Source organism: Burkholderia ubonensis (genome assembly GCF_902833085.1).
Classification (GTDB): Bacteria; Pseudomonadota; Gammaproteobacteria; order Burkholderiales; family Burkholderiaceae; genus Burkholderia; species Burkholderia ubonensis.
In genome coordinates this window covers 572,262-593,962 of the sequence record NZ_CADFEB010000006.1, presented here as the reverse complement: position 1 = coordinate 593,962, position 21,701 = coordinate 572,262, and the positions used below count along the sequence as shown (strand labels likewise).

Annotated in this window: 17 protein-coding genes; 8 read left to right on the top strand and 9 right to left on the bottom strand. The window is 68.3% G+C overall.

Annotation, left to right across the window (positions count from 1 at the left end):
* Positions 1-14: 14 nt before the first annotated feature.
* Positions 15-854: a class II aldolase/adducin family protein gene (locus HWX31_RS19735; protein WP_174963131.1), complete on the bottom strand. Its 840-nt coding sequence runs from the start codon at positions 852-854 to the stop codon at positions 15-17.
* A gap of 18 nt (positions 855-872) precedes the next feature.
* Positions 873-1,958: an LLM class flavin-dependent oxidoreductase gene (locus tag HWX31_RS19730; protein WP_174963133.1), complete on the bottom strand. Its 1,086-nt coding sequence runs from the start codon at positions 1,956-1,958 to the stop codon at positions 873-875.
* A gap of 206 nt (positions 1,959-2,164) precedes the next feature.
* On the opposite strand from HWX31_RS19730, the gene HWX31_RS19725 reads away from it, so the two are divergent.
* Positions 2,165-3,469 (top strand): acyl-CoA dehydrogenase family protein, encoded by a 1,305-nt coding sequence (locus HWX31_RS19725; protein WP_174963147.1) that lies wholly within the window; start codon positions 2,165-2,167, stop codon positions 3,467-3,469.
* Between the two features lie 58 nt (positions 3,470-3,527).
* Here the strand turns inward: HWX31_RS19725 and HWX31_RS19720 are convergent, their stop codons facing one another.
* Positions 3,528-4,445 (bottom strand): LysR family transcriptional regulator, encoded by a 918-nt coding sequence (locus HWX31_RS19720; RefSeq protein ID WP_174963149.1) that lies wholly within the window; start codon positions 4,443-4,445, stop codon positions 3,528-3,530.
* 62 nt (positions 4,446-4,507) lie between these two features.
* On the opposite strand from HWX31_RS19720, the gene HWX31_RS19715 reads away from it, so the two are divergent.
* Both HWX31_RS19715 and HWX31_RS19710 read left to right on the top strand, forming a co-directional pair.
* Entirely contained in the window at positions 4,508-5,074 is a 567-nt protein-coding gene (locus tag HWX31_RS19715; protein WP_059636053.1) for a cysteine dioxygenase family protein, read from the top strand.
* Positions 5,075-5,128: 54 nt separating this feature from the next.
* Positions 5,129-6,751: a rhodanese-related sulfurtransferase gene (locus HWX31_RS19710; RefSeq protein ID WP_174963151.1), complete on the top strand. Its 1,623-nt coding sequence runs from the start codon at positions 5,129-5,131 to the stop codon at positions 6,749-6,751.
* A 20-nt stretch (positions 6,752-6,771) separates the two neighbouring features.
* Here HWX31_RS19710 and HWX31_RS19705 read toward each other — a convergent pair whose 3' ends face one another.
* Positions 6,772-7,914 (bottom strand): glycerophosphodiester phosphodiesterase, encoded by a 1,143-nt coding sequence (locus HWX31_RS19705; protein ID WP_174963153.1) that lies wholly within the window; start codon positions 7,912-7,914, stop codon positions 6,772-6,774.
* Positions 7,915-8,243: 329 nt separating this feature from the next.
* Between HWX31_RS19705 and HWX31_RS19700 the strand changes: the two genes are divergently transcribed.
* The gene (locus HWX31_RS19700) at positions 8,244-9,308 is read left to right on the top strand and encodes a phytoene/squalene synthase family protein (protein ID WP_174963155.1); all 1,065 of its coding nucleotides are present in this window, start codon (positions 8,244-8,246) and stop codon (positions 9,306-9,308) included.
* Between the two features lie 498 nt (positions 9,309-9,806).
* On the top strand, positions 9,807-11,030 hold the full coding sequence (locus tag HWX31_RS19695) for a porin (protein ID WP_174963158.1): 1,224 nt from the start codon (positions 9,807-9,809) through the stop codon (positions 11,028-11,030).
* 118 nt (positions 11,031-11,148) lie between these two features.
* On the opposite strand, the gene HWX31_RS19690 is transcribed toward HWX31_RS19695, so the two are convergent.
* From HWX31_RS19690 to HWX31_RS19670, 5 genes are read right to left on the bottom strand one after another with little or no spacing between them, the layout of a single operon-like run.
* Entirely contained in the window at positions 11,149-12,645 is a 1,497-nt protein-coding gene (locus HWX31_RS19690) for an efflux transporter outer membrane subunit (RefSeq protein ID WP_174963237.1), read from the bottom strand.
* A gap of 10 nt (positions 12,646-12,655) precedes the next feature.
* The gene (locus HWX31_RS19685) at positions 12,656-13,810 is read right to left on the bottom strand and encodes an ABC transporter permease (protein ID WP_174963160.1); all 1,155 of its coding nucleotides are present in this window, start codon (positions 13,808-13,810) and stop codon (positions 12,656-12,658) included.
* Positions 13,807-14,757: an ABC transporter ATP-binding protein gene (locus HWX31_RS19680; protein WP_174963162.1), complete on the bottom strand. Its 951-nt coding sequence runs from the start codon at positions 14,755-14,757 to the stop codon at positions 13,807-13,809. Before HWX31_RS19680 ends, HWX31_RS19685 begins: the two co-directional genes overlap by 4 nt.
* A complete protein-coding gene (locus tag HWX31_RS19675) occupies positions 14,754-15,716 on the bottom strand; it encodes an HlyD family secretion protein (protein WP_174963164.1) in 963 nt (320 codons plus the stop codon). The genes HWX31_RS19680 and HWX31_RS19675 overlap by 4 nt, the downstream gene beginning before the upstream one ends.
* Positions 15,713-16,387: a TetR/AcrR family transcriptional regulator gene (locus HWX31_RS19670; RefSeq protein WP_174963166.1), complete on the bottom strand. Its 675-nt coding sequence runs from the start codon at positions 16,385-16,387 to the stop codon at positions 15,713-15,715. The genes HWX31_RS19675 and HWX31_RS19670 overlap by 4 nt, the downstream gene beginning before the upstream one ends.
* A 428-nt stretch (positions 16,388-16,815) precedes the next feature.
* Between HWX31_RS19670 and HWX31_RS19665 the strand changes: the two genes are divergently transcribed.
* Genes HWX31_RS19665 through HWX31_RS19655 form a run of 3 tightly spaced genes read left to right on the top strand, consistent with a single transcriptional unit; the run spans position 16,816 to position 21,660 of the window.
* Entirely contained in the window at positions 16,816-19,566 is a 2,751-nt protein-coding gene (locus tag HWX31_RS19665; protein ID WP_174963168.1) for a type VI secretion system Vgr family protein, read from the top strand.
* A 35-nt stretch (positions 19,567-19,601) separates the two neighbouring features.
* A complete protein-coding gene (locus HWX31_RS19660) occupies positions 19,602-20,780 on the top strand; it encodes a hypothetical protein (protein ID WP_174963170.1) in 1,179 nt (392 codons plus the stop codon).
* The gene (locus tag HWX31_RS19655; RefSeq protein WP_174963172.1) at positions 20,707-21,660 is read left to right on the top strand and encodes a hypothetical protein; all 954 of its coding nucleotides are present in this window, start codon (positions 20,707-20,709) and stop codon (positions 21,658-21,660) included. Before HWX31_RS19660 ends, HWX31_RS19655 begins: the two co-directional genes overlap by 74 nt.
* Positions 21,661-21,701 lie beyond the last annotated feature (41 nt).

Here is a 21,701-nt window from a genome sequence, read left to right as displayed (position 1 = left end):
GTGATGCGTGACGCTCAGTCGAGCAGGTCGGGTTCGTCGGCGACGATGCGCGCGTACAGGCTGTCGAACGCATGCCGCGCGCCGTCGGGGCCGCCGATCTGGCCGTGCGTATGGCGGGCGGTGTCGGCGTCGATCGGCTGCGGCGCGCCCGCCGCTTCGGCGAGCAGCTGCGTGTGCGCGGCGTTGTCGAGCGCGATGTACCACCACGCGGCCGCCTCGACGCTCGGGCCGGCGGTGAGGATGCCGTGGTTCTTCAGGATCGCGCCCTTGTGGGTGCCGCCGCCGGGCTTCGCGAGCGCTTGCGCGATCCGCGCGCCTTCGCGCGTGTCGACCACCATTCCGGTGAAATCGTCGAACAGCGCGTGATCCTCGTAGAACACGCACGCGTCCTGCGTCAGCGGATCGAGCAGGCGGCCGAGCGTCGACCACGCCTTGCCGTAGGTCGAGTGCGTGTGCGCGGCGGCGACGACGTGCGGATGCGCTTCGTGGATCGCCGCGTGGATCGCGAACGCGGCCTGGTTCAGCGGCCGTTCGCCGATCGCGGTTTCGCCGCGCGCGTTGACGAGCAGCAGGTCGGACACCCGGATTTGCGAGAAATGCACGCCGAGCGGATTCACCCAGAAGTGATCGGGCAGCTCCGGATCGCGCGCGGTGATGTGGCCGGCGAGGCCCGACGCGAAACCGTGGCGCGCGAACAGGCGGAACGCGGCTGCGAGGCGCTCCTGCCGATGGCGGCGCTCGGCGGCGACGTCGGCGCGCGGCGCGGGCGGGGCGAACCAGAAATGCTGGCGGGGCGCGGCGGCGAGTGCGAGGCCCGATGCGGTGCGCGCGGGCGAGGGCAGGACGGCGGACATGGCGGTCGTCTCCCGTCGTCACGCGGCGCGGCGTGCGGCATCGCGCGCGGCGACGGCCGCACGCACGCGCGGAATCAGTTCGCGGCCGTAGTCGATCGCGTCGTCGAGCGGATCGAAGCCGCGGATCAGGAAGGTCGTCACGCCGAGGTCGTAGTAGTCGAGCAGCGCGTCGGCGACTTGTTCGGGCGTGCCGACGAGCGCCGTCGAATTCGAGCGTGCGCCGGTCAGCTTCGCGATCTCGGTCCACAGCCGCTTGTCGACGCGCGCGCCGCGCTCGGCGGCGGCCAGCAGGCGGCGCGCGCCTTCGCTCTGCAGCGGGCCGCCGACGCCGAGGCCGGCCGCTTCGCGCAGGCGGCGCGTTTCGTCGAGAATCCGGTGCGCGCGCGCCCACGCGTCGTCCTCGGTCGCGGCGAGGATCGGGCGGAACGACACCGAGAAGCGCACCTGCCGGCCGTGCTTCGCCGCTTCGGCGCGCACGCGCGTCGTCAGGTCGCGCACCTGGTCGAGCGATTCGCCCCACAGCGCGTAGACGTCTGCGTGCTTGCCCGCGACCGCGAGCGCCGCGTCCGACGCGCCGCCGAAATAGATCGGCACGTGCGGCTTCTGGTGGGGGCGCACGTCGGAGTAGCCCTGGCGGAAGCGGTAATGCGCGCCTTCGTGGTCGAACGGCTGCTCGTCGGTCCAGATCCGGCGCAGGATGCCGAGGTATTCGTCGGTGCGCGCGTAGCGGGCGTCGTGGTCGAGGAAATCGCCGTCGCGCGCCTGTTCGGCATCGGAGCCGCCCGAGATGATGTGCACCGCGAGCCGGCCGCGGCTGAACTGGTCGAGCGTCGCGATCTGGCGCGCGGCGAGCGTCGGCGCGGTGAAGCCCGGACGATGCGCGAGCATGAAGTGAATCCGCTCGGTCGCGGCGGCCGCGTATGCGATCGTCAGCGTCGCCGACGGGCCGGTCGAGTGGTGCGGCACGAGGATGCGGTCGAAGCCGGCCGTCTCGTGGGCGCGGGCGAAGTCGCGCACGTAGTCGGGATCGACCGCGTTGCCGGTCGGCGGGTGGATCTCCGACTGCTTCTGGCTCTGGATCATGCCGATGAATTCGACGCTCATCTGGGTCTCCGCTGGGTATTCCGGTGCTGGGGTTCCGGCGGCGGGCCGGACTGGAGCGCAGATTACCGCCGGGATCATGCGCAACGGAAATAATCAATCCCGAATTGAATATCAGATTTGCATGGTTTGATCGGTCGCACGACGCGCCTACGCTTGGCGTTCGTGCTTCGCTTGCGCCTTTTCCTTTTTCGACGGAATTCGTTTCGATGCCTGCCCGCCTTGCCGTTTCCCCGCCGCCTTCACAGCCGCAGTCGTTGCAGCGCCTGCCCGCCGCCGACGCGCACATCGCCGCGCTGCTCGACCGGCTCGCGCCGGAACTCGCGGCCGATGCCGCGCGCAACGACGTGCACGGCCGCTTCCCGCACGAGAACTTCGCGCGACTGCAGCGCGCGGGGCTGATCGCGCAGGTTGTGCCGCGCGACTACGGTGGCGCGGGCGCGACGCTCGGGCAGGCGAGCCGGATCGTCGCGGCGGTTGCGCGGGCCGATCCGGCGACCGCGCTGGTGCTGACGATGACGTACCTGCAGCATCGCGCGCTCGGCCGCGCCGACAGCCGCTGGCCCGAGCCGCTGCGGCGCGCGGTGTTCGGCAGCGCGGTGGCCGACGGGGCGCTGATCAACGCGTTGCGGGTGGAGCCGGCGCTCGGCTCGCCGGCGCGCGGCGGCTTGCCCGAGACGGTTGCGCGCCGCGACGGCGACGGCTGGCGGCTGTCCGGCCACAAGCTGTACAGCACCGGCATTCCCGCGTTGCGCTGGCTCGCCGTGTGGGCGCGCACCGACGAGCCCGAGCCGCGCGTCGGCGCGTTTCTCGTGCCGCGCGATCCGGTGCGCGGCGACCCGGGCATCCGCGTGATCGAGAGCTGGGATCATCTGGGCCTGCGCGCGTCGGGCAGCCACGAGGTCGTGTTCGACGACGTCCGGCTGCCGGGCGATCACGCGGTGGACGTGCGCGCGCCCGACGCGTGGGCCGCGTCGGCGGCGAGCCACGTGGACCTCGACGCGCAGGCCGACCAGCAGGCGTGGATGGTCGCGCTGCTCGGCAGCCTGTACGACGCGGTCGCGCGCGCGGCGCGCGACTGGCTGGCCGGATTCGTCGCGACGCGCTCGCCGAGCGGGCTCGGCGCGCCGCTCACGACATTGCCGCGCGTGCAGGAAGCGGTCGGCGAGATCGAGGGCTGGCTGCATGCGAACCGCGTGCTGCTCGACGACGCGATCGCGCGCGCCGACGCCGGCGTGCCGCTCTCACTGACGACGAGCGGGCTCGTGAAGCGCGCCGTCACCGAGCACGCGATCCGCGTGGTCGAGCAGGCGTTGAAGCTGTCGGGCAATCACGGGCTGAGCCGCAGCAATCCGCTCGAACGTCACTATCGCGACGTGCTGTGCAGCCGCGTGCATACGCCGCAGGACGATGCGATCGCGGTCGCGGCGGGGCGCGCGGCGCTTGACGCGGCGCGGGAGGCGGAAGGCGGCGAGGAGCGGGAAGCGCGTGCGCGGCAGCGCGACGGCGCGTAAGCCGCGCATGGCAGCCGTTGCCGGCGGGATGGCCGGGATGGGCGTGCCGCGCGTGTGTTTATGCCGCCTTGTCGTTCGCGTGCGCGGGCAGGCTGAACGCGGCTCGCGCCTGTTCGGCCACCGCCGCGAGCGGCGCGGCGAGACGGGCCGCGTCGTGCCGCCGGAGCAGCCACAGGTCGATCTGCGGCTTGAAATCGGCGAGCGGCACGATGTCGAGCGCGTCGCGCAGCGGGCTCTGCTCGACGAGCGGCAACGGCATCAGGCCGAGGCCGACGCCGTTCGCGACGCTCTGCAGCTGCAGGTCGCGGCCATACGCATCGAGCGTGACCTGCAGCGGCAGGCGCTGCGCGTCGAGTGCGCGCCGCAGGCCCGCGCGGAAGCCGCAGCCGTCCGGGTTCAGCACCCAGCCGCGCGCGTGGCAGTCGGCGAGCCGGTAGCTGCGGCGCGGCCAGTCGCCGCGGCGGCCGACCGCGACGAGCCGCGTGGCCAGCAGCCGTTCGCCTTCGACCTGCGGCGGCAGCACGATTTCGCGCGCGAGGAACACGAGCGCCGCGTCGAGCTCGCGCCGTGCGACGCGCTCGACGAGCGCGCCGCCCCAGGCGGTCGTGACCTGCGGCGCGAGCGCGGGCCAGCGTGCGCCGAGCGTTTCGAGCAGGGCGGGCAGCATCATTTCGCCGAGGCCCTGCGTGAGGCCGAGACGGAAGGCGCCGGCGGGCGGCCGTTGTCCGGCGGTCAGCTCGCGCAGCGCGTCGACTTCGCGCAGGATCGCGCGGCATTGCTCGAACACCTGCCGGCCGATGTCGGTCGGCCGGGGCGGTTTCGTGTTGCGGTCGAGCAGCACCACGCCGAGCGCTTCCTCGAGATTCTGCACGCGCCGCGTGATCGCGGGCTGCGTCATCCCCAGCTCGGCGGCCGCCTGGCTGAGGGTCTGGCAGCGGACGACCGCTGCAAAAGCGTCGATATCGCTAATTTTCATGTTTGTTGTGCATGGTCATTCAGGTGCATCATGACGATCCATCATATTCGAAGAGGCTGCCGATGAATACGCCCGCGTTGCAGCACACGCCGCTGCGCCCGTTCGTCGATGGGCTGGACGCGCTGCTCGCGTCCGGCGCGAACGAGGCGCGCATCCTGGACGAGGGCGGCGCGCTGCTGGGCGCGCTCGTCGCGCACGACGACTGGCTGCCCGATGCGTTCGCGCAGCCGGACCCCGAGCGCTACCGCCAGTACCTGCTGTATCTCGATCCGGACGAGCGCTTCTCGATCGTCAGCTTCGTGTGGGGGCCGGGCCAGGCCACGCCGATTCACGACCACACGGTGTGGGGGCTGATCGGGATGCTGCGCGGCGGCGAGTTCTCGCAGCCGTACCGGCTCGACGCGCAGGGGCGGCCGGCGCCGTCCGGCGACGCGGTCCGGCTCGTGCCGGGGCAGGTCGAGGCCGTGTCGCCGCGCATCGGCGACATCCATCGCGTGAGCAATGCGTTCGCCGACCGCGTGTCGATCAGCATCCACGTGTACGGCGCGAACATCGGCAAGGTCGAGCGCGCCGTCTATCTCGAGGACGGCACCGTGAAGCCGTTCGTTTCCGGCTATTCGAACGCGTGACGCGCGGCATGGCCCGGATTCCATTCACTTCTTTCACCGACTTCATCCGACATCGTGACGCAACCCGCTGATTCCACCCAACGCTTCGCCATCGCGTCGTACCAGGACGTGCGCGCTCGCCTGCTCGCCGGCGACGAGATCGCGCTGATCGACGTGCGCGAGGAAGACCCGTATGCGCAGGGCCACCCGCTGTGGGCGGCCAATTTCCCGCTGTCGAAGCTCGAACTGGACGCGTGGACGCGGATTCCGCGCCGCGACACGCCGATCGTCGTATACGGCGACGCGGCCGGCGAGGATCTCGCGCCGCACGCGGCCGCGCGGCTCGCGCAGCTCGGCTACGGCGACGTGCGGCTGCTCGACGGCGGCCTCGCGGGCTGGCGCGCCGCGGGCGGCGAACTGTTCATCGACGTCAACGTGCCGAGCAAGTCGTTCGGCGAATGGGTCGAGGCCGAACGGCATACGCCGTCGCTGTCCGCGCAGGAGGTGCAGGCGCTGATCGACGCGCGCGCGGACGTCGTGATCGTCGACGCGCGCCGTTTCGACGAATACCGGACGATGAACATCCCGACTTCGACCAGCGTGCCGGGCGCGGAGCTCGTGCTGCGCGTGCGCGCGCTCGCGCCGGACCCGGCGACGCGGGTGATCGTCAATTGCGCGGGCCGCACGCGCAGCATCATCGGCACGCAGTCGCTGATCAACGCGGGGCTGCCGAACCCGGTCGCGGCGCTGCGCAACGGCACGATCGGCTGGACGCTCGCGGGGCAGGCGCTGGAGCACGGCGCGGCGCGCCGCTTCCCCGACGAGATCGACGCATCGCTGCGCGCCGATGCGCGCAGCGCCGCACGCAAGGTCGCCGAACGGGCGGGCGTGCCGCGCATCGCGCTTGCCGACGTGGCCGCGCTCGCGGAGCCGGGCCGCACGCTGTACCGCTTCGACGTGCGCACGCCGGAAGAGTACGAGGCCGGTCATCTGCCGGGCTTTGCGAGCGCGCCGGGCGGCCAGCTCGTGCAGGAAACCGACCATTACGCGCCGGTGCGCGGCGCGCGGATCGTGCTCGCGGACGACGACGGCGTGCGCGCGGACATGACCGCGTCGTGGCTCGCGCAGATGGGCTGGGACGTGCGGGTGGTCGATGCCGGTGCGCAGGCGTTCGGCGAGACCGGCCAGCCGCCGCGCGACGCGCCGGTCGCGCCCGGCATCGCGGAAGTCTCGCCCGCGACGTTGGCGGGCTGGCTGCGCGAAGCGGCGCCCGACGAGATCGCGATCGTCGACGTCACGGCCAGCGCGAATTACGTGAAGCGCCATATTCCGGGCGCGTGGTTCGCGGTGCGCGCGCAGTTGCGCGACGCGCTCGCGGCGATTCCGGCCGCGCGGCGCTACGTGTTCACCTGCGGATCGAGCCTGCTCGCGCGCTTCGCGGCGGCCGACGCGCGCGCGCTGCTGCCCGCGTCGGCGCAGATCGTGGTGCTGGCCGGCGGCACCGCGGCGTGGCTCGACGCGGGCCTGCCGGTCGAAGCCGGCGACACGCGGCTCGCGTCGCCGCGCATCGATCGCTACCGGCGTCCGTATGAAGGCACCGACAACGCGGCCGCCGCGATGCAGGCGTATCTCGACTGGGAATTCGGGCTCGTCGATCAGTTGAAGCGCGACGGCACGCACCACTTTCGCGTGATCTGACGCGTGTCCGTTCCCGGTGCCTAGCGCTGGAACGTGTCGACCGCCGTGCGGCCGACGGCCGGATCGTCGGTGAAGAAGCCGTCGATGCCCGCGCGCAGATACGCCTGGATTTCGCGCACCGAGCCGGCGGTGTTGCGCGCGCTCGCCGCGCCGCCGTCCTTCAGCGACGCCGGCAGGAAGTTGTTTTCCGGCCGGAACGTGTACGGATGCACGACGAGGCCCGCCTCGTGCGCATAGCGCACGTACGGGGTCGGCTGCTGCAGCGTGCCGTCGGCGTTCACCGCGATGATCGACGTCTTGTACGGGCCGACGCCGTTCGCATAGGTCGCGACCTCGCGCATCCCGTCACGCGTCGACAGGTCGCCATACGTGCGCTTGTCGTTCGCCTTCACGAAGTCGTACGGACGCTGCGCCGCGTCGTCCATCAGCTGCACGAGCTTCCAGTTCGGCTGGCTCGGCCCGATCCGGTTGCGGATCGCCTTCAGGTTCGCGACTTCGAACGACTGGATGTAGATGGTCGCGGTGCGCGCGGTGTACGGGTCCTTCTGGAGCGCATCGACCAGACGGTCCTCGAGCGGCAGGCCGATCGACTGGAAATAGGTCGGGTGCTTGGTCTCCGGATACAGGTGGATCGTGCGGCCGACCTGCGCGGACATCTGCTTCGCGAGCGCGACGATCTCGTCGAAGGTCGGGATCTCGTACTGGTCGTTGTACGCGGTGTTCGCCGGACGGAACTGCGGAATGCGCTCGCGCGCGCGCAGCGTCTTCAGCTCGGCGAGCGTGAAGTCCTCGGTGAACCAGCCGGTCAGCTGCACGCCGTCGATCGTCTTGGTCGCCTTGCGGCTCGCGAACTGCGGCAGCGTCGACACGTTCGTCGTGCCGGAGATCTCGTTCTCGTGGCGCGCGACGAGCACGCCGTCGCGCGTGGAGACGAGGTCGGGCTCGATCACGTCGGCGCCGTCCTCGATCGCCTTGCGGTACGACGCGAGCGTGTGCTCGGGGCGCAGCGCGCTCGCGCCGCGATGGCCGACCACCTGCACCTTGGCGGACAGCGGCTGGGTGGGGTCCCGGGTGATTTCGTCGCCGCCGCAGCCGGCGAGCACGAACGTGGCGGCGCAGGCAACGGGGACGCAGCGGAGGGCGAACGAGCGCTTGAAAAACATGTCGGTGAACCTTCGGAATGGAATTGACGGATGTCGGGGCGCCCTGCGCGCGATGTGATGTGCGCGGGCGTGCACACGACGCCGAACGGGACGCGATCGTCTCATCGGATCATTACATCTATATTACTCGTCGCTTTCTGAGTGATTCGCGCCGCGCCGGCTGATCCATGGGCAGGTCTTGCGCCGGATGCACTAAACTTGCGGGAATTTTGCATCGCCGGGCCGGGCGGACCGCCGGCCGCGCCGGGCGATGCGGCGACTCGCGGACGGGGGCGGGCGCCGGGCGCCGCGCGCGTCCGGCCCGCGCTCCGGCCGAATTTCCCGGACCCATGACGAACCACACCGATTCCGCCTATCTGCTCGGCGACCTCCTGAAGAACGTTTCCCGCTCTTTCTACCTGACGCTGCGCGTGCTGCCCGACGGCATGCGCGACCCGGTCGGTCTCGCGTACCTGCTCGCCCGCGCGGCCGACACGATCGCGGACACCGCGCTCGTCGCACCCGACCGCCGCGCGGCGCTGCTGACGCAGCTGCGGGAGAACATCGAACGGCTCGACGACGGCGTCGCGCTGTCGCAGGCGCTCGAAGACGTGACGCGGATGCAGACGGATTCCCACGAGCACGTGCTGCTTGGCTCGATGCAGCCGATGCTCGCGCTGTTGCGCACGCAGTCGGATGCCGACAGTGCGGCGATCCGCAAGGTCGTCGCGACGCTGACGTCGGGGATGGAGTTCGACCTGCGCACGTTTCCCGACGAGCAGGCGGGGCAGGTGGCCGCGCTGCCGTCGCGCGAGCTGCTCGATCGCTACACGTATCTGGTCGCCGGCTGCGTGGGCGAGTTCTGGACCGACATGACCGGCATGCACACGCGGGCCGCGCGGCGCTGGGACCTGCCGGACATGCGGGAGAAGGGCATCCGCTTCGGCAAGGCGCTGCAGATGACCAACATCCTGCGCGACTGCGCGAAGGACCTGCGGATCGGCCGCTGCTACCTGCCGCAAGCGGTGCTGGACGCTCATGGGCTCGGCGTGCCGGACCTGCTGGCGCCGGACGCGTCGTCGCGCGCGCGGGCCGTGCTGTTCGACCTGCTGCGCGTCGCGCTCGCGCAGTACCGCGACGCATGCCTGTACACGGTCGCGATTCCGCGCCGCTTCGTGCGGCTGCGGCTTGCGTGCCTGTGGCCGATCCTGATCGGCCTCGAGACGCTCGCGCTGCTCGCCGGCCACGACGCGTGGCTCGATCCGGCGCGGCCGGCCAAGGTGACGAGAAAGCGCGTCTACCGGATCATGGCGTCGTCGCTCGCGATCGTCGGCTCGAACGCCGCGATCCGCGCGCGGGTGACGCGCCTCATTGACGCGGTCGACGCGTCGATCCGGACGGCGGCCCGTTCCTGATCAATGAGGAAGGCGCCGGCGCGCGCGGTCGCCCCGGCGTTTCCATTCGCCCCGGTGCAATGCCGGGCGTCAGCGCTTCTCCAACTGAAATATTCCGCGTCACGCAACGCCGCAGTGCAACGTTTCGGTTGCGGAAATACGTTTGCCACATTCGTCAGCCATCCTGCGCGGCCATGCGAAACGCAATGAAAGCCTGCGTCGGCCGATTCGTCAGACGAGCCGGGCACGCAGGCGTCTGACGACGTGAGACGGGCGCGGCGCGCACGTAAAAATGTAAAGCTAGGGTTTTCACTGGGAAACGTCTGAAACCGGTGCCAGTCGTGCGGTTGCGGGCGATTCCTAACTGTCTGGTGAACCCTCGCGTTGCGCCGATCATACGATGACCGACTATGCGTGTTGGGAAATATTCGGTAATCCGTCAGAATTGCGTCCGCATGTACTCGCACATGTGTCACAACCACACCAGATAAGAAATCATTCTTTGAGGACGGAGAATCAATGAAAAAGCGCGTCGCTGTCGCCATGACGGCAGCTGGCCTTGCGGCCGTCACCACCGCACACGCACAGAGCAGCGTGACCCTGTACGGTATCGTCGACAACGGTCTTGCTTATCAGAACAACGCAGCGGCGAAGACCGGCGATACGTCGGGCGGCCACTCGAAGTTTCTGATGTCCACGGGCGTGTGGGCGGGCAGCCGCTTCGGCCTGAAGGGCAGTGAGGATCTGGGTGGCGGCACGAAGGCGGTGTTCCAGCTCGAAGCGGGCGTGCGAACCACCGACGGTACTTCGACGTTCTCGGGCGGCATCTTCACCCGCCAGGCGTGGGTCGGCCTGACCAACCCGACGTACGGTACGCTGACGGCCGGCCGCCAGTACACCGCGTACTACACGCTGCTGTCCCCGTACAGCCCGACGACCTGGCTGACCGGCTACTACGGCGCGCACCCGGGCGATATCGACTCGCTGGATACCAGCTACCGCGCGAACAACTCGCTCGTCTACATGTCGCCGAAGATTTACGGCTTCACGGTCGGCGGCTCGTACTCGCTCGGCGGCGTGCCGGGCAGCTTCAACCGTGGCTCGACGTGGAGCGCGGCGATCCAGTATCAGAACGGCCCGGCAGGCATCGCGGTCGGCTACCAGCGCGTCAACAACTCGGCGCTGGGCGGTGGCGTCTGGGGTAAGGACTCGACGGCCCAGAACGGCCTGACGGCAGCCGGTGACGGCAACGAGCCGGCCCAGTCGGCGATCAACAACGGCTACCTGACTGCCCAGTCGCAGCAGCGCCTCGCCGTGACGGCAGGCTACCAGTTCACGCCGTCGTGGGACATCTCGGTTTCGTACTCGAACGTGCAGTACATCCCGGGCACCAATTCGTTCTTCCGCAACACGGCGATCTTCAACACGGGCGGCGCCGTGCTGCACTGGAAGGCGAACGCGCAGTGGGACTTCGCGGCCGGCTATTCGTACACGGCGGCGACGCAGTCGAACGGTGTCACGAGCTCGGCGAAGTACCATCAGGTCACGCTGTCGCAGTACTACAGCCTGTCGAAGCGCACGGGCCTGTACGCGGTTGAGGCTTACCAGCACGCGAGCGGCAACACGCTCAACGCAAAGGGCACCGCGATCGTCCAGGCAACGACCTCGATCGGCGACGGCGTCGCAGCTGGCGCAGGCCAGAACCAGATCGGCGTCGGCGTCGGCCTGATCCACCGCTTCTGATTCCGCGCGGCGCGCGAGCGCCGCATCCGGAACGCGGTACAGAAACCGGCCTTCGGGCCGGTTTTTTTTCGTGCATCCAGCTGAGCGCGCACTCAGTCCTGTATCGGTATGCGCGCAGTCATCGCGCATCCTCCTCCATCCTGCTTCCCCCCAGCGCCTGAAACAGCGCCGCCGTGTCGGCGAGCCGGTCCGCCTGTGCGCGCGTGCGGTCGAGCGCGGTCTGCAGCGCCTGCCGCTGCGCATCGATCCAGCCGAATTCGCTGAGCCCGCCCGCCGCGTAGCGGTCGGCCGAAATCGCATTGCCGGCTTCGGCTTCGCGCGCAGCCATGTCGCGCGTTTGCAGCGCCGCCGCGTCCTGCTCGACGGCGCGCATCGCATCTGCGACCTGTTGCAGCGCCTGCAGCACGGTCTGCCGGTAGACGGCGAACGCCGCGTCGTAGGCCGCTTCGGCAGCGCGCTTCTTCGCGTGCAGCTCGCCGCCGTGAAACAGCGGCTGCGTCAGGTTCAGCCCGATGTTCCAGACGTTCAGGCTGTTCACGATGTCTACGATGCGCGTGCGCTCCGAGCCCGCGCCGGCCGAGATCGCGAAGCGCGGATACAGGTTCGCGGTCGCGACGCCGACGTTCGCGCTCGCCTGATGCAGCAGCGCTTCGGCCGCGCGGATGTCGGGTCGTTCGCGCGCCAGCGTCGACGGCAGCGTGACCGGCAGCGTGCCGGGCAGTGCGAGCGCGTCGAGCGGCACGTCGGGCAGATCCGCGTCCGACGGCGGCACGCCGAGCAGGATCGCGAGCCGGTGCCCGGCCTGCGCGAACTGGGCCGCGAGCGGCGGCAGCGACGCCTGCGTCTGCGCGAGCAGCGTGCGCTGCGCGTGCACGTCCACGAGCGGCACGCCGCCCGCTGCGTGACGCGCTTCGACGATGCGCAACTGGCGCGCCTGCGCATCGGCGAGCCGGCGGGTCAGCGCGATCTGCTGCGCGAGCGACGCGCGCCGGATCACCGTCGCGACGACGTTGCCCGCGAGCGTCAGGCGCGCCGCATCGAGCTCGTACGACTGGTAGTCGACCTGCGCGCGCAGCGCTTCGAGCGCGCGCCGGTTGCCGCCGAACACGTCGAGCACGTACGACACGCTGACCGACGCGTTGTACAGCGTGAACGGCCCCGGCGGCGGCACGTTGGCCGGCAGCCCGAACGCCGCGATGTCGACTTGCTCGCGCGTGCCGGACAGCTTCGCGTCGATGCTCGGCAGCAGCGTCGCGCCGGCTTCGGCGACGTAGCTCTGCCGCGCCTCGTCGAGTCGCGCGCGAGCTTCGTCGAGCGTCGGGCTGTGCCGCAGCGCGTCGTCGACGAGCCGGTTCAACGCAGCGGAGCCGAATTGCGTCCACCACTGCGGCGGCGCATGCGCGGCGTTCGAGAAGGTCTGCGCGTTGCCGGCCGCGCCGCTCGCGGCAGCGGTCGTCGCGGGCGGCTCGCCGCGCGTGTAGCGCTGCGTCGGCGGCGCGGCCGGCGGGCTGAAGTCGGGGCCGACCGCGCATCCGGCGAGCAGTGAAACGACGATGGAGGCGGCAACGGCGCTGCCGCATGCGGCGGCGCGGGCGCGGCGCGGGGCGGGCGGCATCGTCATGCTGCTAGTCCAGCGTGCGCCGGTAGAAGCGCAGCGCGATGGTCATCACGACCACCGTGAACACGGCGACGGGCCACACCGACGGCCACAGGTCGGCCCAGCCGTTGCCCTTGAGCAGGATGCCGCGCACGAGGCGGTTGAAATAGGTGAGCGGCAGCAGGTTGCCGAGGAACTGCGCCCACTTCGGCATCCCGGCGAACGGGAACATGAAGCCGGACAGCAGAATGTTCGGCAGGAAGTAGAACACCGCGAGCTGCATCGCCTGCAGCTGGTTCTGCGCGAGCGACGACAGCGTGATGCCGACCGTCAGGTTCGCGGCGATGAACAGCAGCGCCGACAGGTAGATCGCGAACACGCCGCCGACGAACGGCACAGCGAACACGAAGCGCGCGGCCGCGAGGATGATCGACACCTGGATCAGCCCGATGAACACGTAAGGCACGATCTTGCCGGTCATTACTTCCAGCGGCAGCACGGGCGTCGCGAGCAGGTTCTCCATCGTGCCGCGTTCGCGCTCGCGCGTGATCGCGAGGCCGGTCATCATCACCATCGTCATCGTCAGGATCACGCCCATCAGGCCCGGCACGACGTTGTACTGCGTGATGCCTTCGGGGTTGTACAGGCGGTGCAGCACGACGTCGAACGCGGCCGGGCGGCCGTTCAGGCGCGCGAGCGGGCCGGTGAGGTCCTTGTCGGCGACCGGCTGCACGAGCCCCGGCAGCGCGCCGAGCGCGGACGCGGTCGCGACCGGGTCGGTCGCGTCGGCCTCGACGAGCAGGGCGGGCCGTTCGCCGCGCAGCAGCCGCCGCGAGAAATCGGCGGGCACCGTCAGCACGAACTGCACGTCGCCGCGCGCGAGCGCATGCCGGCCGGCCGCTTCGTCGGGCAGTGTCTCGACGATGTCGAAGTACGCGGAGTTGCGCATCGCCGCGATGAAGCTGCGCGAGAACGGGCTCGCGTCGGCGACGATCACTGCGGTCGGCAGGTGCTTCGGGTCCGTGTTGATCGCGAAGCCGAACAGCGTGAGCTGGATGATCGGCACGCCGACGATCATCGCGAACGTCACGCGGTCGCGGCGCAGCTGCAGGAATTCCTTCAGCACGATGCTCCACCAGCGCGCGATCGAGAACGACCAGTGAAAGGGCAGCCGCGTGCTCATTGCGCAACTCCGTCGGCGTGGCCGGGCGTGCGGCTCATCAGGTAGATGAACACGTCCTCGAGGCCGGTGTCGACCTGCTCGACCTTCAGCGACGCGTCGCCGGCCGCGACCTGCTCGACCGTTGCCTCGAGCGCGCGGCGGTCGCGGCCGCTCGCGTGCAGCGCGGCGCCGAACACGACCGTCTGGTCGACGCCCGGCATCGCGCGCAGCCGTGCGGACAGTTCCGTCAGGCGCTCGCCGCCGATCGCCCAGGTCGAGAGCCCCTGCGACGCGACGATCTCCGCCGACGTGCCTTGCGCGAGCAACTCGCCGTACGCGATGTACGCGAGCTTGTGGCAGCGCTCGGCCTCGTCCATGTAGTGCGTGCTGACGAGCACCGAGATGCCCTGCGCGGCGAGCCGGTGCAGCTCTTCCCAGAAGTCGCGGCGCGCGGCCGGATCGACGCCGGCGGTCGGTTCGTCGAGCAGCAGCAGCTCGGGGCCGTGCAGCATGCACGCGGCGAGCGCGAGACGCTGCTTCCAGCCGCCGGACAGCGCGCCGGTCAGCTGGTTCGCGCGGCTCGCGAGGCCGAGCGTGTCGAGCGCGCGTTCGACGGCCGCCTTGCGGTCCGGCATCTGATACACGCGCGCGACGAAGTCGAGGTTCTCGCGGATCGACAGGTCTTCCCAATACGAAAAGCGCTGCGTCATGTAGCCGACGCTGCGCTTGATCTGCGCGCTCTCGCGCACGATGTCGTAGCCGAGGCAGGTGCCGCTGCCCGAGTCGGGCGTGAGCAGGCCGCACATCATCCGGATCGACGTCGTCTTGCCGCTGCCGTTCGGGCCGAGGAAGCCGAAGATCTCGCCGCGCGCGACGCGCAGCGACACGTCCTTCACGACGTGCTTGTCGCCGAAGCGCTTGTTCAGCCGGTCGACGTCGATCGCGTACGGGACGCCCGGCGCGCTCATGGCACCCTCACCGCGACCGGCTGGCCCGGGTGCAGCTTCGGCGCATCGGCGACGGCCGGCCGGGCTTCGATCATGAACACGAGCTTGGTGCGGCTTTCGTTGCTGTAGATGACGGGCGGCGTGTACTCGGCCTGGCTCGACACGTAGGTGATGCGCGCGGGCACGTCGGCCGCGCAGCCGTCGCAATGGATCGTAACCGCGCGGCCGGGCGCGAGCGATGCCACGGCGGCTTCGGGTACGAAGAAGCGCACCTTGACGTTCTGCGGCGGCAGCATCTGCACGACCGGGCTGCCGGCCTGCACCCATTCGCCGAGCCGGTACAGCGTGTCGTAGACGCGCCCGGCAGCGGGCGCGGCGACGCGCTTCTGGTCGAGCTTCCATTGCGCAACGGCGACGGCCGCCTGCGCCGCGTCGACCTGCGCGGCCTGCGCGGCGATCTGCTGCGAGCGGCCGGGCAGGCGCGCGACGTCGACCTGGCTGCGCAGCTCGCGCACCTGGGCGGCGCTCGTGCGCGCCGCCGTGCGCGAATCGTCGAGCTGCTGCGCCGAAATGCCGCCGGCCCGGTATTGCCGCTCGTCGCGCGCGAGCTGGTCGGCGGCCTTGCCGGCCTGCGCGACGGCCTGCGCCAGCTGCGCTTTCGTGACGTTCACTTCCGGCGGGCGCTTGCCGGTCCGCAGGTCGGCGAGCTGTGCCTGCGCGGCCGCGAGCTGGTGCTGCGCCTGCTGCAGCGCCGCGGTTTCGTCGATGGCTTCGAGCGCGAACGCGGGCGTGTTCGCGGCGACGCTCTGGCCGCGCTGCACGGCCAGCTGCGTCAGCGTGCCCGATTGCGACGACGACAGATAGACGAATTCGCCTTCGACGTAGCCCTGGTAAGTCGGGCGCTCGTCGGTGCGTCGGCCGCAGGCGGCGAGCGCGATGCCGGCGGCCAGCAGGAGCGACGCGGCGCGCAGCGCGTTCACGATCGCCTCCCTGAGGGGGGCGGCGGCTGCATGCCGAAGCCGAGCAGCGCGCCGACGTGCCGCTGCAGCACGCCGCGGTCGATCGGCGGCAGCCCGCGCGCGCTTTGCCACAGCTTCGCGGTCGCGAGCGGCAGCATCACGAGCGCGATGATCGACTGGAACAGCAGCGCGGGTTCGAGCGCGGGGTTCACCACGCCTGCCTGCTGCGCGTGCCGGATGCGTTCGGCGAAGCGGCCGATGTGCTCGAGCGGGATGCGCCTGACCATCCGCTCGCGCAACTGGCCGCCTTCGTTGACGATCTCGCGCAGCCATAGCGATGGCAGCCACGGCATCCGTTCGGTGACGTCGAAGAAGCGGTCGACGAGCTCCGCGACGAGCGCGAACGGATCGGTCTCGACCTGCGGCTCGGTCGGCCGCCAGACGAACGCGATCACCTGCGCGAGGCGTTCCTCGACGATCGCGTCGAGCAGTTGCTCGCGGTTCGTGAAGTAGTAGTGGACCATCGCCGACGTGACGCCGGCCGCCGCCGCGATCTGCGCGACCGTGGTCGCCGCGATGCCGCGCTCGGCGAACAGGCTCGTCGCGACGTCGAGCATGTGGTTGCGCAGGTCGAAGTCGTCCACCGACGGGCGGCGCCCGCGCGGCCTGGCGACGGTGGATTTCGCGTTCATGCAGATGACGCTAATTGACGGGTTAGTTAATTTCAAGGAAGGGTTTTCGACGAAGTTGACGGTCGTCAGGCGGAGTACGAGGCGGGACGCGGGTGTGCGGGGCGGGAGCGGAACGGCGCGGCGGGGGGCGGTGAGGCAATGAAGGGAGCGGCTACAGAAACGCGAAGGGAGGGCGGTGCCGGCGCAGCAGTTTCTCGCGTTGTTTCATCGCGAGGCGGAGGCTTGAAGAGTGATTAATGGAATGCGCAAAAACTTAATTTGGTTTTAGAGAATTAAGATAGATCCGATTTTTTATTGAAATTCGTGATTTCATTTGTCGCCAATCGTCAATAATCATCTCAATAATTGCGCATCATTTCCGGGCAAGGTAAAAGAGCGACTTTCCATCCACGCACGAGTCGTTGATGAAAATCGAGTAAGGCCGCGAAATGGCCCGTTTGGGCGACATATTGACCGTATCGGGTTCCGCGCTGCCGACCTGGGGCGGCCGGCCGGTGCTGTCCGCGCGACGCCTCGTCGGCACCGACAAGCTCGGCAAGCTGTATCGCTACACGCTGGAACTGACGACCGTCGCTGACCCGACGCTGCCGTTGTGGGAAGCCAAACAGCTTGTGTCCTCCCCGTCCCTGATCGGTCAGGAAGTGGACATCACCGCTGAGTTCGAAGGGCGCGACACGTTCATCCCGGGACAGCCCTGCGACAGCGGCCTCGGTAACGTGTGCGCAGGCCGACGCACGATTACGGGTCTCGTGACGGCCGTCACCTGCACGGGCGAGGACGACCGGCGCGTGTTCTACCGTTTCACGGTGCAGCCGTGGCTGTGGCTCGCCACGCGGAATCGGGACAGCCGGATTTTCCAGGACATGAGCGTGGTGGACATCACCGACGCGGTGCTCAAGGACCGGCGCTATGGCGGCTTTCCCTTTGAACTGCGGCTGGCCGCGACAGGGCTGAACGGGCGTTATCCCGCGCGCGACTATGTGAGGCAAATGTGGGAGTCCGACTATGCGTTTCTCACCCGCCTGTGGCGCGAGTGGGGACTGTACTTCTTCATCGACGGCCGCACGCTCGTGATTGCCGATTCGCCGGGCGCGCACCATCCGCACGGCAACATGTACGACACGATTCGTTATCACGCTCCGGAGGGCGCGCATATCGACGAGGAGTACATCGATCAGCTCGACGTGTCGCATGCATTGACCGCCGGTGCGGTGCATCTGGCCGACTACGACTACACGAAGCCGCGTGCACGGTTCACGACCGACGAGAACCGTCATGGCGAATCCGCATTCGCCAATGCCGAACACTATGCGTTCGGCGATTATTCGCAGCCGCTGGCGGGCGCGTCGGGGCTGACGGGCGAGCCGAACGACCATGAGCGCGAGGCGCGCCATCTGGCCGGCGTGCGCGTCGATGCGCTGCGCGCCAGGGCTCTGCGAGTAACTGGCAAAGGCAATCTGCGCGGGCTGGCGGTCGGGCATACGTTTCATCTGGACGCGCATCCGCTCGAAGCGGCCAATACGGAGTACCTGGTGGTCTCGACCCATCTTGACCTGCGCAATGTGGACGAGACCACGCGGCCGGCTGGCGAGGACGCACAGTACGCGTGCGTGACGAAGTTCACGCTGCAACCGGCCGACGCGTTCTTCCGGAACAAGCCTAGGAAGAAGCCGCGGTGCGATGCGGAAACCGCGATCGTGGTCGGGCCGGCCGAACAGCCGATGTGGGTCGACGGCTATGCGCGGATCAAGGTGCGTTTCGTATGGGACCGGCGCAACGGACCGGACGAAAACGCAAGCTGCTGGATACGCGTCGCGCAACCGTGGCAGGGCAACGGTTTCGGCTTCGTGGCGCTGCCGCGCATCGGACAGGAAGTGACCGTGCTTTATCACGAGGGGGACCCCGACAAGCCTTTCGTGATGGCACGGCAGGTCAATGCGTTCAACCAGCCGCCATGGGAGGTGCCGAAGAACCAGGCGCTCACCGGGTGGCTGAGCCGCTCGTTGACGGATAACCAGTCCACCGCGGTGGTGTCCGACGACACCCCGGGCAAGCTGCAGGTACAGGTGACGAGCGATCACGCGAAATCGCGCCTGGTGATCGGCTACAACACGCGCATCGAAGCGAAGACCGGGCGCATGGATGCGCGTGGCGAGGGCTGGGAGCTGTCGACGGAGGCCTGGGGCGTGGCGCGCGCCAACCGGGGCCTGCTGCTGACCACTGAGGCGCGCGAGGGTGCCGCCGCGCCAGTCAAGGACATGGACGAGACGATCGCACGGCTCGCGCAGGCGTGCGACGTACAGGAAAGCCTCACGGAGCTGGCGCAGCAGCACGGCGCGCAACGGAAGCACGCGGACCAGAGCGAGGTTGCACGCGCGATCGAGACACAGAACGATGCGATCCGGGGCGGAACCGCGACACCCGAGCAGCCGTTTCCACAGTTCGCCCGTGCCGACATGGTGCTGGCCAGCGCCGAAGGCGCCGCCATCACGGCTGCGCGCAGCGTGCATGTCGCGGCCGACGAGCATATCGCCCTCACCAGCATCGGGCATATGGCCATCGCGGCTGGCCGCTCGATCCATGCGAGCGCGCGCAAAGCGTTCTCGCTGTTCGTGAAAAAGGGCCTGCGGCTGATTGCCGGCGGAGGAAAGGTCGAGATCCAGGCGCAGCAGAACGGCATCGAGATCATCGCGAAGCAGGTCATCGACCTGATCAGTAGCACTGACAGTATCCGGCTGACCGCCGCGAAGAATATCGAACTCAAGGTCAACGGGACGGCCGTGCGGCTCGGCCCGGATGGTTTTCAGGTGCTCACGGGGGGCAAGTGCCATTGGTATGCGGGCGATCACCAGAGGTTCGGGCCGCAAGCGCCACCCGTGAAGATGCCGGTGACCCGTATCGAGGAAGCCAAGGTGGTGGAGCACTTCGTGCTGGTGGAACGCGAATCGGGTTGGGTTCTGCCGCAGCAGCGTTATCGCATCGCGCTCGACGACGGCCGAGTGATCGAGGGCACGAGCAGCTCGCAGGGCGAAACCGAGTTGGCGATGAGCGAGAGCTTGCAGATTGCCACATTGGAGTTGCTGCGCCAGGACGGCTCGCTGTTGGCAACGTCCTGCGCTGCCATCACGAAGGATGCGAAATCGAAAGGGGCCAATGCTCCGGAGGGAAAAGCCACGTGACTCGAACACGCAAGCACAAGGTTGGACCACACGAGATGCTGGTGAACAAGGTTCAGCCCACCAGCGCGGGCCTGATGCCGCAGTATCCGCTGTGCACGCCGGATCGATGGGGACTGCGACATTCGGACGCCGATCCGGAGCGGCGCGGCCAACTGACGTATCCGGTGGCCCGCGACTACGCGAAGGCGATCCAGAATGTGCTGGTCAAGCAGGTGCAGTGGGGGAATGCGTACTTCGGCCCATCAGGCACGGTGCCGGCATTGACGCTGCGATGGCCGTTCAATGAGACTGCGATTCAGCGATTTTTTTTATTGATTCGTCCCGTCATTGCCGCTGCATTGACCGATCGGGCGGCTGGTTTCGGGATTCCCATCGATGCCGTGCCGATCAACATGGGACTGATTGGATCATCGCGTAGTGCGCAGGGCCAGCAGGGAATCTTCAAGCCGAACGATTGGAGCCTGATCCTGAACACAGAGCAACTGGCGCCAATGTTTCGCATCGAGGCCGCGGCGGACATTAGTGGTGGCAATCGCGCTGCGCATCTTGGACCATTAAAAATGTTTGCCGACACGCTGTATCACGAGGCACGGCACTGCCAGCAGTGGTTCTGGATGTATGCCTTGGTACAGCAGCATCCGGACAACTTCGAGACATTGCCGAGCATCACGAAGTGGCCGACTGCGGTATCCGGCGGAAGAACTGGGCTTAGCGACGAAAAAATAAGGCAAGCGCACGACGTAATTGCGTTGGCCGCCAAACAAGCGATTCCGAATGAGCCGGCGGCGTTGGCAAGTCTCAAGCGGATGGCGATCGCGGAGTACGTGTACACGCTCAATATATGGCGGCATGCATCGGGGCCATATGTACCGCCCTATCTGGCGAATGCCGCAGCTCTGGAAGACGAGTTCGCGCGCGCCCGCGAGCTGGCGAAGGAACTGTTGCAAAACGTAGGCATGGGAGGAACCCCGATTGATATCGATGCGATGGTGGCTGAGCCGAGCCGGTGTTATTACGACTATACGGTCCGGCCGTGGGAAAACGATGCCTTTGTATGCGGCGACATGGCATCGGCCTACTGGGATGCCGAACTGGGACTGGCGCTCAGGACGTATCCGGCGGATCAGTGCAGCCGTGCTTATGAGCTGGCTGACCGTGCTCGCCGGTTGGAGTCCCGTTTGCCAGGCGCAACCGGCACCGAGGGAGGGCAGTGAAATGCAGGAGAAAACGCCGGTCCGGATGATGACCGAGGCCCAGCAAGTAAAGCTAATGGAGTTCGTGCGTGTCGGGCTGAAATGGGTGACGGGGCAGATCTCGTTCGACGACGTGGTGCGGACGTTTGGGCCGCCGGAGAAGTATGAGGCCGAGGGTGTCCGTATGATCGAATATGCCTATTACGTCGACGACGACGTGATCTCGGCAACCTTCTCCTACGACAAACTGCATCGGATTGACGGCAAGCCGAGCCTCTACGGAATGTCGCTCAAGATCAGGGACGATGTCTACACGAGCATCCCTTACGAGACGTGGGATCACTTGGGGCTGCACCGGCTGATGTATGGCGAATTGATTGACGGAGCGCGTACGGAGACGGGAGATTTTTTCGATCCGACCGGCCGCAGAGACATTACCGGCTGGGACCCAAAAAACTACGTCACATTCAGTTACCGCCTACCGATGCCACCGGATTCGCTCTTCGACGTCGGAGCAGGTTTCGGCTACTTGGGCGAATGGATAAATGAGCGCGGCGACGCCACGCTGAGCAATTTCCGCAATGCGGTCAATCTGCGCGACCTTGGCGTAGGTCGCCACTACCTGACGCCGGAAGAACTACAGCAGCGCCAACTGGCGAAGCGCCAGAAGTACGGCGAGATGAACCTCTGTACGGGCATGGTCTGCCCGGAAACGGCGATATGGCAGGCCTGGACATCCAACGGCGCGACCGATGCACACGTCGTGTTCGAGGGCCGGCCGTTTCCCACGGCGCGCAATCTTACCTACGAGGAAGCCAAAGAGCAGCAGAGATTTCCGACGTGGGAGCATGCGCGCTGGATGTGGCTGAACGAATACAACGCCCCTGAGATCGATCTTTAAGGGCGGTGTGCGTGAGTTGGGTTCTGCCGCAGCAGCGTTAT

Coding starts and splice junctions, on each gene's coding strand:
- HWX31_RS19720 (WP_174963149.1), bottom strand. CDS start 4,445: ATGAAAATTAGCGATATCGACGCTTTTGCAGCGGTCGTCCGCTGCCAG.
- HWX31_RS19725 (WP_174963147.1), top strand. CDS start 2,165: ATGCCTGCCCGCCTTGCCGTTTCCCCGCCGCCTTCACAGCCGCAGTCG.
- HWX31_RS19685 (WP_174963160.1), bottom strand. CDS start 13,810: ATGAGCACGCGGCTGCCCTTTCACTGGTCGTTCTCGATCGCGCGCTGG.
- HWX31_RS19690 (WP_174963237.1), bottom strand. CDS start 12,645: ATGCCGCCCGCCCCGCGCCGCGCCCGCGCCGCCGCATGCGGCAGCGCC.
- HWX31_RS19730 (WP_174963133.1), bottom strand. CDS start 1,958: ATGAGCGTCGAATTCATCGGCATGATCCAGAGCCAGAAGCAGTCGGAG.
- HWX31_RS19680 (WP_174963162.1), bottom strand. CDS start 14,757: ATGAGCGCGCCGGGCGTCCCGTACGCGATCGACGTCGACCGGCTGAAC.
- HWX31_RS19695 (WP_174963158.1), top strand. CDS start 9,807: ATGAAAAAGCGCGTCGCTGTCGCCATGACGGCAGCTGGCCTTGCGGCC.
- HWX31_RS19715 (WP_059636053.1), top strand. CDS start 4,508: ATGAATACGCCCGCGTTGCAGCACACGCCGCTGCGCCCGTTCGTCGAT.
- HWX31_RS19705 (WP_174963153.1), bottom strand. CDS start 7,914: ATGTTTTTCAAGCGCTCGTTCGCCCTCCGCTGCGTCCCCGTTGCCTGC.
- HWX31_RS19700 (WP_174963155.1), top strand. CDS start 8,244: ATGACGAACCACACCGATTCCGCCTATCTGCTCGGCGACCTCCTGAAG.
- HWX31_RS19735 (WP_174963131.1), bottom strand. CDS start 854: ATGTCCGCCGTCCTGCCCTCGCCCGCGCGCACCGCATCGGGCCTCGCA.
- HWX31_RS19665 (WP_174963168.1), top strand. CDS start 16,816: ATGGCCCGTTTGGGCGACATATTGACCGTATCGGGTTCCGCGCTGCCG.
- HWX31_RS19660 (WP_174963170.1), top strand. CDS start 19,602: ATGCTGGTGAACAAGGTTCAGCCCACCAGCGCGGGCCTGATGCCGCAG.
- HWX31_RS19655 (WP_174963172.1), top strand. CDS start 20,707: ATGAGCTGGCTGACCGTGCTCGCCGGTTGGAGTCCCGTTTGCCAGGCG.
- HWX31_RS19670 (WP_174963166.1), bottom strand. CDS start 16,387: ATGAACGCGAAATCCACCGTCGCCAGGCCGCGCGGGCGCCGCCCGTCG.